The 8,946-nt window shown below is 73.7% G+C and carries 8 protein-coding genes; 6 read left to right on the plus strand and 2 right to left on the minus strand.

The window, feature by feature from the left end; translation table 11 throughout:
* The 3 genes from IF23_RS0127930 (at window position 1) to IF23_RS0127940 (ending at window position 3,343) form a co-directional block, all read left to right on the plus strand.
* On the plus strand, window positions 1-750 hold the full coding sequence (locus IF23_RS0127930; protein ID WP_037679985.1) for an ABC transporter permease: 750 nt from the start codon (window positions 1-3) through the stop codon (window positions 748-750).
* Between the two features lie 141 nt (window positions 751-891).
* Window positions 892-1,860, plus strand: a complete 969-nt coding sequence (locus IF23_RS0127935) for an ABC transporter substrate-binding protein (protein WP_030288525.1) — start codon at window positions 892-894, stop codon at window positions 1,858-1,860.
* Window positions 1,861-1,924: 64 nt separating this feature from the next.
* Window positions 1,925-3,343 carry a hypothetical protein gene (locus IF23_RS0127940; RefSeq protein WP_030288527.1) on the plus strand — a complete coding sequence of 473 codons (1,419 nt, stop codon included), beginning with the start codon at window positions 1,925-1,927 and terminating at the stop codon, window positions 3,341-3,343.
* Window positions 3,344-3,455: 112 nt separating this feature from the next.
* On the opposite strand, the gene IF23_RS0127945 is transcribed toward IF23_RS0127940, so the two are convergent.
* A complete protein-coding gene (locus IF23_RS0127945; RefSeq protein WP_030288529.1) occupies window positions 3,456-4,598 on the minus strand; it encodes an NADH-quinone oxidoreductase subunit D in 1,143 nt (380 codons plus the stop codon).
* Between the two features lie 64 nt (window positions 4,599-4,662).
* The gene (locus tag IF23_RS0127950) at window positions 4,663-5,709 is read right to left on the minus strand and encodes an SAM-dependent methyltransferase (protein WP_030288530.1); all 1,047 of its coding nucleotides are present in this window, start codon (window positions 5,707-5,709) and stop codon (window positions 4,663-4,665) included.
* Window positions 5,710-5,905: 196 nt separating this feature from the next.
* On the opposite strand from IF23_RS0127950, the gene IF23_RS0127955 reads away from it, so the two are divergent.
* The 3 genes from IF23_RS0127955 (at window position 5,906) to IF23_RS0127965 (ending at window position 8,886) form a co-directional block, all read left to right on the plus strand.
* Window positions 5,906-7,105, plus strand: coding sequence for a sensor histidine kinase (locus IF23_RS0127955; RefSeq protein ID WP_030288532.1), 1,200 nt, complete (start codon window positions 5,906-5,908; stop codon window positions 7,103-7,105).
* Between the two features lie 165 nt (window positions 7,106-7,270).
* Window positions 7,271-7,960, plus strand: a complete 690-nt coding sequence (locus tag IF23_RS0127960) for a response regulator (RefSeq protein WP_030288533.1) — start codon at window positions 7,271-7,273, stop codon at window positions 7,958-7,960.
* A 212-nt stretch (window positions 7,961-8,172) separates the two neighbouring features.
* Entirely contained in the window at window positions 8,173-8,886 is a 714-nt protein-coding gene (locus IF23_RS0127965) for a glycoside hydrolase family 75 protein (RefSeq protein WP_030288535.1), read from the plus strand.
* Window positions 8,887-8,946: the final 60 nt, after the last annotated feature.

An 8,946-nucleotide genomic window follows, 5' to 3' on the forward strand; every position in this document is an offset into this window, starting at 1 on the left:
ATGGACGCGCTCACAGGTGCCTGGCAGTGGCTGACGACGGCCGCCAACTGGGCGGGCGACAAGGGCGTCTGGCACCGGCTGGCCGAGCATGTGCAGATCAGCGCGGTCTGCCTGGTGCTGTCCTGCCTGATCGCACTGCCGGTGGCGCTCTGGCTGGGCCATATCGGCAAGGGCGGGGCGCTGGCGGTCAACCTCTCCAACATCGGGCGGGCGGTCCCCACATTCGCGGTGCTGGTGCTGCTGACGCTCGGCCCGCTCGGCAGCCAGGGGGAGTGGCCCACGGTCATCGCGCTGGTGCTGTTCGCGATACCGCCGCTGCTGACCAACGCCTACCTCGGGATACGCGAGGCCGACCGGGACGCCGTCGAGGCGGCCCGCGGTATGGGTATGTCCGGCCCGCAGCTCCTGCTCCGCGTCGAACTTCCCCTCGCCTATCCGCTGCTGATGACCGGACTGCGCTCCGCGGCCGTCCAGATCGTCGCGACGGCCACACTCGCCGCGATGGCCGGTGGCGGCGGACTGGGCCGCGTCATCACCGCGGGGTTCGGCAACTACGACACCGCGCAGGTCGTCGCCGGAGCCGTCCTGGTGGCCGCGCTGGCGCTGGCCGTCGAGGGCGTGATGGTCGCCGTCGACCGGCTCTGCGACCCGATGCGCGGCCGCCGCCGCGCCGCCCGGATCGGCCGCGGGCCCGGGGAGCGGCGCGGGGCGCGGGATGACGATGCGGTAGCGATCGGCGGCGCGGCCTGATGCGCGGCGCCGCCGCCCGCGTAGCCTGCACCGGCCCGCCCGGCGCTCCGGTCCCGGCGGCGCCCGCGGGGCCCGGCCCCGCACCCGTACCGGACAGATCCGACCACGGCAGTGGGAACCGACGAAGCGAAGGATGAGTCCATGAGCAGCACGTCGCGTGGGGCGCGTACCGCGCTCGCCGCGGGCACGGTGGCCGCACTGGCGGCGACGCTGGCCGCCTGCGGGGGCCAGAGCCTGGAGGACAAGGGAGCGGCGCACGGAAAGGGCGGCGGCAAGGGCGAAATCGTCGTCGGCTCGGCCGTTTTCACCGAGTCGAAGGTGCTCGCGCAGATGTATTCCAAGCTGCTGGGAGCCGCCGGATACGACGCCCGCATCCAGACCCTCGACAATCGCGAACTGTATGAACCGGCCCTGGAGAAGGGCCAGATCGACGTCGTCCCCGAATACGCCTCCACGCTCGCCGAATTCCTCAACGCGAAGACGAACGGCGCGAAGGCGAAGCCCGTTGCCTCCGGTGACATCGACAAGACCGTCACCGCACTGAAGAAGCTCGCCGGTCCGCGCGGACTCAAGGTCCTCCCGGCAGGTGCCGCCGCCGATCAGAACGCCTTCGCGGTCACCACCGAATTCGCCGCGAAGCACAAGCTGAAGACCCTGTCCGACCTCGGCGCCTCCGGACAGAAGGTCACCCTCGCCGCCGGTGAGGAGTGCGAGACCAGGCCCTTCTGCAAGCCCGGGCTGGAGCGGACGTACGGCATATCCGTCGCCGGTATCGACCCGAAGGGCGTCGGCTCCCCGTCGTCCAAACAGGCCGTCAAGGACGGTACCGATCAGGTGGTTCTGACGACGACCACCGACGCCACCCTCGACAACTTCGGGCTGGTCCTCCTCACCGACGACAAGAAGCTGCAGAACGCCGACAATGTGCTGCCCGTCGTGAATGCCAAAAGCGCAGGTGACAAGGGAATCGAGGCGGCGCTCGGCAAGCTCACGGACGTCCTCACCACCAAAGATCTGATCACCCTGAACCGTAAGGTCGACGCCGAGCGGCTCAAGCCCGAGGAGGTCGCGCAGACTTATCTGGAGGCCAAGGGTCTGCTGAAGAAGTAACCACCGGGAAACGGATTGGTGGGCGGCGCCCCATCGGCCTCGGGCGCACGGTAAGTTTCTGGCCATGCCACGAGGACGCCACCGCCATTCACCACCCCTCCACCGGCTGCTTCCTCCCTCCTCGGTCGCCGGCGCGTCGATCGCCTGCGCCGCCGGGACCTGGTTCGTCGGCGACGACCTGGTGCAGCGGGTGCTCGCCGCCGGGGCCGCGGGTGCCGCGGTCACCGGCGCGGCGCTGCTGCGCGCCTGGGACCGCAAGGCCGGCAAGCGCGTCGCCGAACTGGGCCGCGCCCGCGTCCGCGACGAGTGGCGCACCGAGGAGCGGATCGCCGAACTCGAATCGGACGCCGAGGAGTCCCGCGAGATCCGCGCCGCCCTGGACACCAAGCTCCGCGCCAAGCGCGCCGAGCTGGCCAGACTGCGCACCGAACACGCGGACCTGCTGCGCCGCTACGCCACCGCCGAGACCGAGCGGGCCGGTGCCCTGGAGCACCGCCGTCAGCTCGCCATAGAGGCGACGGCGCCCGCCGCGGCGCTGCCCGCGCCCGCCGGTGCCCCGGCGGCCGAGCGCACCGCACCGGGCGCCACCGGCGGTACGCCCCGTCAGGACGTGGCGGTGCGGCCCCGATCCGGCGTCGCGGCCGTGTCCGGGCGCCCCGCCCCGGCGACGTTCGCGCAGGCCGACCGCGCACTCCGCGAGCTGAGCCGCAACGCCGCCCGGCAGCGCGCCGCCCGTACGGATCCCCCCGGCGACCGTCCGCGCGGCAAGCACGCGGCCCCGGCCGCCGCCGGACCCGAGGCGGGCGCACCGGCCGGGCCGTCGCTGCGGCCCGTCCCGGCGGCCGCCGCGGCCGTCGCGCCGCCCGCCGCGCCCCGGCCCACCGCCTCCCGTGAGATCGGCGGCTTCGACTTCTTCGGCAACGCGGCGGCCCCGGCGCTGCCCGCGCCCATGGAGGAGGACCTGGCCGATGTCGTCGGCGACGAGGCCATAGCCGAGCAGACCGTCCGCGCCGCCGCCCGGCTCCGTCCGGCGGAGTCGGAGACGACCGGCGGCACCGGCGCCCACCGCGCCCCCGCCCCGGCCGAGACCTCCGCGACCGGCCCGCAGGCACCGGCGGCCGAGGCCACGGCGGAAGCCACCGCTCCGGTGACCGGGGCCCCGGCTCCGGCCGCCGCGCAGAACACGGCGCCCGAGGCGGTGCCGTCCGAGGCCACGGACGGCACCGAGGCGCAGCGCCCGGCGCCGGAGGACACCGCCACCGAGACCGCCGCCGACGCCACGGCCCCCGAAGACGGCTCCGACGCGGACACCGCCGCGCAGGACACCGCCGAGACGGAGGCCACCGACGCGGACGCCACGGGCGAGGACGCCTCCGGCAAGGACGCCCCCGGCAAGGACGGTGTGGGCGAGGTCATCGACCTCACCGCCCACGACGACACGGAACAGCTCGACCTGGCCGGTCTCCGCACCGCCATCTCGTAGCCCGGGCGGCCCGGCCCCGTCACGGCGGCCCGGTCCCGTACAGCAGAAACACCGGCCCCTCCCCGAAACTCCGGGGAGGGGCCGGTGCCGTTGGTGCGCGGGGCGGGTGGGCCTACTTGTCGATGTCGCCGACGACGAAGAAGAGTGACCCCAGGATCGCCACCATGTCCGCGACGAGCGTGCCCGGCAGCAGCTCCGTCAGGGCCTGGATGTTGTTGAACGAGGCGGAGCGCAGCTTCAGGCGGTACGGGGTCTTCTCGCCCTTGGAGACGAGGTAGTAGCCGTTGACGCCGAGCGGGTTCTCCGTCCACGCGTACGTCGCGCCCTCGGGGGCCTTCAGCACCTTCGGCAGCCGCTGGTTGATCGGGCCCGGCGGCAACTCCGCCAGCCGGTCCAGACAGGCGTCGGCGAGGTCGAGGGAGTTGTGGCTCTGCTCCAGCAGGCACTCGAAGCGGGCCAGGCAGTCGCCCTCCTCCCGCGTGACGACCTGCAGCGTCTCCGCCAGCTCCCGGTAGGCGAGGTACGGCTCGTCGCGCCGCAGGTCGAAGTCGACGCCGGACGCCCGCGCGATCGGCCCCGACACCCCGTACGCGTGCACCGCCTCCCGGGAGAGGACGCCGATGCCGCGGGTCCGGCCACGGAAGATCTCGTTGCCCAGGACCAGATCGTCGAAGACGGACATCCGGGCCCGCACCTGCGCCACGGCGTGCCGCGCGCGGCCCAGCCATCCCGCGGGCAGGTCCTCCTTGAGACCGCCGACGCGGTTGAACATGTAGTGCATCCGGCCGCCGGAGACCTCCTCCATGACCGTCTGCAACTCTTCCCGCTCCCGGAACGCGTGGAAGACCGGCGTGATGCCGCCCAGCTCCAGCGGGTACGAGCCGAGGAACATCAGATGGTTGAGGACGCGGTTCAGCTCCGCCAGCAGCGTCCGCGTCCACACGGCGCGCTCGGGGACCTCCATGCCGAGCATCCGCTCGACGCCGAGGACCACCCCCAGCTCGTTGGAGAACGCCGACAGCCAGTCGTGACGGTTGGCGAGCATGATGATCTGGCGGTAGTCCCGCGCCTCGAACAGCTTCTCCGCGCCGCGGTGCATATAGCCGATCACCGGCTCCGCATGCTGGATCCGCTCGCCGTCCAGCACCAGACGCAGCCGCAGCACGCCGTGCGTGGAGGGGTGTTGCGGGCCGATGTTCAACACCATGTCGGTGCTCTCCGCCGCGCCGCCGATGCCGACCGTCGTCTCCGTCATGGGAACAGTCTCGCGCACGCCCCGGGACGGCCGGAAACGCGGCCCCACGCCCGACCCGAACCGCTCACCCCCGCGGACGCAGCAGTTCCGCACACTCCGGACCGACCGGCTCGACGAGCCAGCCGAAGCCGCCCAGCCCCGCCGGATCGGTCAGCTCCGCCGCGGCGCCCGCGGCCGACAGCGCCCGTACGTACCCGGCGGGATCGGCCGAGGCGAGCGCGAGCGGCGGACGGCGGCCCGTCACACCCAGCGTGTGCAGGGCGGCCCGCTGGGACAGGAGACGGCCCGTCGGCCCGGCGCACGCGTCGAGCGCCACATGGGCGGTCACATCCACCGACCCGTCCGGGACCGGCGCCACCTCACGGCCCGCGCGGAACCCGGTGAGCGTGCCGAACGGCGGACGGTCGGCCCGGGTGTGCGCGTAGTCGGCGGCGACCGCCAGCCCGGCGCGGAGCGACCGGACCGCCCGCGCCCACGCCGCGTCCCGGGGTCGCCCGATCTCCCCGCGCGTCCCCGGGGCGGGCGGCGCCGCCCCCGGCGGACGCAGCGCCTCCGGGGCGAGCACCGGCCACCACCGGGCGAGCCAGTCCGCGTCCGCCCCCTCGACCGGCCCGCCCGGCCGCTCCGCGCCGTCCGCCCGGACCAGCACCCGGCGCACCACCCCGTCCGCGTCCGCCGCCACGACATCGACGGGGACGTTGTCCAGCCACTCGTTCGCGAAGAGCAGCCCCACCGCCGCACCCGGCTCCGGCAACCGCGCCGACCAGTGGATCCGCCCGTCGAGACCGGCCGGACGCCCGGCGCGCTCCACGGCGTACGGGCGGAGCCGCGCCAACAGGCCGGGGTCCGCGTCCAGGGCGGCGAGCACCCCGGTCAGCAGCTCACCGCGGCCCGCGCCGACATCGACGAACGTCAGCTCCTCCGGGTGCCCGAGCGCCGCGTCCACCTCCCGCAGCAGCCGCGCGACCGCCCCGGCGAACAGCGGTGAGGCATGCACCGACGTGCGGAAATGCCCCGCGGGGCCGGGGCCGCCCGGCCGGGTGTAGAAACCGTCGGGCCCGTACAGGGCCGCCTCCGCCGCATCCCGCCAGCCGCACCACTCGCTCGTCACGGGGCCACGGTACGGGGGCGCCGCACCCCGCACCGACGGGGCCGGGCGGGGCGTGCGACGGGGTCCGCGCGCCCCGCGGCCGGTTCGTCCTCCTCCCCGCCCGCGTACCGTCTCCACCTTCCGGAGTAGGGCCGTCCGGCAGGATCGCTCCTCCGGTTGACCCCGCCGCCCACCCGCCCTGCCTACGCTGGGTGACGTGCAGCGTCTCTACGACTTCTTCCGCCGGCACCCCACGGGGGTGGACACCTTCTGGGCTGTCCTCCTCCTGGCGTTCAACAGCCTGTGGATCGTCTCGCCGCACGACGGGACGTCGGACATCACCGCCGTCCTCGTCACCCTCGGCCTCTGCACCGTCCTCGCGCTGCGCCGCAAATGGCCCGAGCGGATGCTGCTGCTCGCCGTCCTCGTCGGCCTCGTCCAGCTGATCTTCCACGCGGGCGGCAACCCGGCCGACTTCGCGCTGCTCGTCATCGTCTACACCGTCGCCTCCGGCACCACCCGCTGGGCGTCCCGGCTGGCGCTGGTCGGCGCCTGCCTCGCACCGAGCCTCTTCCTGATGCGCTTCGGCGAACCGGCACCCCCACGGCCCGTCTGGGAGGCGGCGTTCGTCACGGTGCTGTTCACCGCCCCGTTCGTCCTCGCCTGGGTGCTCGGCGACTCCGTCCGCACCCGGCGGGCGTACTGGGCGCAGCTCCAGGAGAAGGCGGACCGGCTGGAGAAGGAGCGCGAGGCCCAGTCCCGTATCGCCGTCGCCGCCGAACGCGCCCGCATCGCCCGCGAACTCCACGACGTCGTCGCCCACAACGTCTCCGTCATGGTCGTCCAGGCCGACGGCGCCGCCTACGTCCTCGACAGCGCGCCCGACCAGGCCCGACAGGCGCTGGAGACCATCTCCGGCACCGGACGGCAGGCCCTGGCCGAGATGCGGCGGCTGCTCGGCGTGCTGCGCACCGGCGAACAGCCCGAGGGCGGCGAGTACGTACCGCAGCCCGGCGTGGAGCAGCTCAGCGACCTCGTCGAGCAGGTGCGCGGCGCCGGACTGCCGGTCGACTTCCGCGTCGACGGCGCCTCCCGCCCGCTGCCCAGCGGCGTCGCCCTCACCGCGTACCGCATCGTGCAGGAAGCCCTCACCAACACCCGTAAGCACGGCGGACCGGACGCGGGCGCCACGGTCCGCGTCACCTACGGGGACGCCGAACTGGAACTCCTCATCGAGGACGACGGCCGCGGCGCGCAGAGCGAGCTGTACGAGGAGGGCGGGGCGGACGGCCTCGGCCACGGCCTCATCGGGATGCGCGAGCGGGTCGGCATGGTCGGCGGCAGCCTGGAGGCGGGCCCGCGCGACGGCGGCGGCTTCCGGATCGACGCGGTGCTGCCGCTGCGGCCCGAACGGTGAGGCCGCGGTCCGGACGCCGGTGGTGAGTTCCGCCGGTGGGCCGCGGGGGTCCGCCGCGGCCGTCGTCCGGGGCGTGGTTCCATGCGTCCGTCCCGTCCCGTATCCGTGCCCCGCCGACTTCCGTCCGCCGTACCGCCGTTCCGCATCCGAAGGGAACCCCCTGCCATGACCATCCGTGTGATGCTCGTCGACGACCAGGCGCTCTTGCGCACCGGATTCCGGATGGTGCTGGCGGCCCAGCCCGACATGGAGGTCGTCGCCGAGGCGGGCAACGGCGTGGAGGCGCTGGAGGCGCTGCGGGCCACCAAGGTCGACGTGATCCTCATGGACGTCCGGATGCCGCACCTGGACGGCGTCGAGGCGACACGGCGGATCTGCGGCGAGGGCCGTGCCGCGGACGCGCCGAAGGTGCTGATCCTGACCACCTTCGACCTCGACGAGTACGCGTTCTCCGCGCTCAAGGCCGGGGCCAGCGGCTTCATGCTCAAGGATGTGCCGCCGGGCGAACTGCTCACCGCGATCCGCGCCGTGCACAGCGGCGACGCGGTCGTTGCGCCGTCGACCACCCGGCGGTTGCTGGACCGGTTCACGCCGATGTTGCCGGCCGCCCACGCCGAGCCGACCCGCCCCGAACTGGGCCGTCTGACGGAGCGGGAGCGCGAGGTCCTGCTGCTGGTCGCGCAGGGCCTGTCGAACGGGGAGATCGCGGCGCGGCTGGTGCTCTCCGAGGCCACGGTCAAGACCCATGTCGGCCGCATCCTCACCAAGCTGAGCCTGCGCGACCGCGTCCAGGCCGTGGTCCTCGCGTACGAGTCGGGGCTGGTGCGGGCGGGGGGCGGCTCCACCGCGGGCTGAGGTGCGCGGGAGCCGGGGCGCGGGGGCGTGCGGGGCCCGTCCGCCGGGCGGGGCGCGGGCCGTGCTCCGGGCGGGCGCCGGTCCGTGCTCCGGGCGGGCGATCCTGGCGGGTCGGCCGACGGCGCCCCGTGCGACTCCTTGACGGGGACACGTAAACGGGAGCAGATTGGGCCCGCTCGGTAAGGAAACTTTCCTAATCGAAGGGTTCCCCAGTGCGGACAAGAAACCTTGCCCTCGCCACCGTCGCCGGCGCCGCGCTGCTCACCGCAGCCGCCCTGCCGGCCTCCGCCCAGGCCACCACCGCGTCCCCCACCGCGGCCCGGGCCCACCCCGTCCAGGAAGGCAGCGTCAGCGCCGCCGACCTGCTGGCCAAGCTCAAGAACTGCGACCAGATCTCCAACGGCAAGTACCGCACCGACGCGGAGACCTCCGCCACGGTCCCCGTCTGCGGCAAGAACGGCGCGGTCTTCTGGAAAGCCGACATGGACATCGACTGCGACGGCCAGATCACCGACCAGTGCAACGAACAGACCGACCCCTGGTTCCAGGACGACACCCGCTTCCACCAGTCGGACGGCAAACCGCTCAGCGCCGCCGAGCTGCCGTTCGTCGTCGTCCCCAGCTCCAGCAGCATCTGGGACTACACCAAGGACGGCATCGACGGCGGCGGCGTCGTCGCCGTCATCTACAACAACCAGGTCGAATACGCCGTCGTCGGGGACACCGGCCCCGACAAGATCATCGGCGAGGCGTCCTACGCCACCGCCAAGAGCCTGGGCATAGACCCCGACCCGGAGACCGGCGGCGCCGACTCCGGCGTCACCTACATCCTCTTCAAGAACTCCAAGGCGTCACCCATCGAAAGCCACGACGCCGCGGTCAGCCGGGGGGATGAGCTGGCGAAGAAGTTCTTGCAGGAGAACTGAGGGGTGGGTGGGGGCGGGGGTGGGGCCCCCACCCCCCCCTCACCCCCACCCCTCCCTCCC

The organism is Streptomyces catenulae (assembly GCF_000718015.1).
Classification (GTDB): domain Bacteria; phylum Actinomycetota; class Actinomycetes; order Streptomycetales; family Streptomycetaceae; genus Streptomyces; species Streptomyces catenulae.